The following is a 1,737-nucleotide window of genomic DNA, read 5'->3' as shown; positions in this document are numbered from 1 at the left end:
CTTACAAGAATTCTCTCACTTCTAAAGTGATGAGATGAATTGTGCGAAGTGATTCTTTGGTTGTAAAAATTATCCTTTTTTGATATAATATCAGTAGTATACAACGAAAGGATAATAAATGAAATGAAGTTGGACAATAACAATCATTCAGTGTTCGCTATGTATTACCATCTTGTATTAGTGGTAAAGTATAGGCGAAAGGTGATTGATGATGAAGTATCAGCTAGGCTAAAAGAGATTTTTGAGTATATAGCCCCGAATTATAATATTACTCTGGAAGAGTGGAACACAGATATAGACCATGTTCATGTGCTATTCAAGGGGCATCCGAATAGTGAATTATCAAAATTCATAAACGCCTATAAATCAGCCAGTAGCAGACTTGTTAAAAAAGAATTTCCATTCATTCGCAAATATCTTTGGAAAGAAATGTTTTGGAGTAGGTCTTTTTGTTTGCTGACTACTGGCGGGGCAACTATTGATACAATTCGCAGGTATATAGAAACACAAGGAGAAAAATAAATTAATATTTAGAGGTAAACATGGAAACAAGACATAAAGCATACAAATTCAGAATGTACCCAAATAAAGAACAAAAGGTGTTACTTGCTAAGACCTTTGGGTGCGTGCGTCTTGTTTACAATCTTATGCTTGCAGAAAAGATTGCTTATTATAAAGAGCATGGGAAATCCATTACGGTCACTCCTGCTAAATATAAAAAGGAGTATGAGTTTTTGAAAGAAGTAGATAGTCTTGCCCTTGCAAATGCACAACTGCATTTACAGACAGCTTATAGAAACTTTTTCAAGGATAAATCTATAGGGTTTCCAAAGTTCAAATCAAAGAAAAGCAACTATCATTCCTATACCACAAATCTTGTGAATGGAAACATCAAACTAAATGAAAGAACGATAGTATTGCCTAAATTGAAATCTGTAAAAATCAAAAAACACAGACAGATTCCAAGCGATTACATCCTTAAGTCAGTTACAGTCAGCCAAGAACCGAACGGGAATTACTATGTTTCTGTGTTGCTTGAATATGAAGTGGATATAAAACCACAGTACGATACGTCTAAAGCTATCGGACTTGATTTTTCCATGCGTGAACTATATGTATCTTCCGAAGGTTTTACCGCTGAATACCCAAGATATTACAGAAAATCACAGGAGAAGTTAGCAAAGGAACAACGTATTCTGTCACATAGAAAAAAAGGCAGTAAAAACTATTATAAACAGAAAAGAAAGATTGCTAAAATCCACAGTAAAATAGCCAATCAGAGAAAGGATTTCTTGCATAAACAATCTAGGCAGATAACCAATGCTTATGATGTTATATGTATCGAAGACCTGAATATGAAAGCTATGTCGCAATCTCTTCATTTTGGCAAATCGGTTGCAGACAATGGATGGGGAATGTTTACAAGTTTTCTTTATTACAAACAGACGGAACAAGGAAAGCTTCTTGTAAAAGTAGGCAGGCATTATCCGAGTTCCAAGACATGTTCTGTGTGTGGGTATAAAAACGAAGGATTACAATTAAAAGACAGGTTTTGGTTGTGTCCGCAGTGTAATACATACCACAACAGGGATGAAAATGCCAGTTATAACATAAAAAATGAGGGGCTAAGAATCGTAAAAGAAATGGAAATTGCTTAGTTTCATCTATAAAACCGTAGGGCATACGGGGTTAGCCTAGCGATACTGTATTTGTTGGAATACTTGACTAGGAAGCCCC

At 35.1% G+C, this 1,737-nt stretch carries 2 protein-coding genes; both read left to right on the top strand.

The window, feature by feature from the left end; all coding sequences use genetic code 11:
• Window positions 1-123 precede the first annotated feature (123 nt).
• Window positions 124-522, top strand: coding sequence for an IS200/IS605 family transposase (tnpA, locus tag ACI313_RS04855; protein WP_439755425.1), 399 nt, complete (start codon window positions 124-126; stop codon window positions 520-522).
• A 20-nt stretch (window positions 523-542) separates the two neighbouring features.
• Complete coding sequence (locus tag ACI313_RS04850) at window positions 543-1,658, top strand: RNA-guided endonuclease TnpB family protein (protein ID WP_439755424.1); 1,116 nt, start codon at window positions 543-545, stop codon at window positions 1,656-1,658.
• The last annotated feature ends 79 nt before the right edge of the window (window positions 1,659-1,737 follow it).

The sequence above is a fragment of the Floccifex sp. genome (assembly GCF_051873495.1).
GTDB lineage: Bacteria > Bacillota_I > Bacilli_A > Erysipelotrichales > Erysipelotrichaceae > Floccifex.
This window is presented reverse-complemented; position numbering and strand designations above follow the sequence as displayed.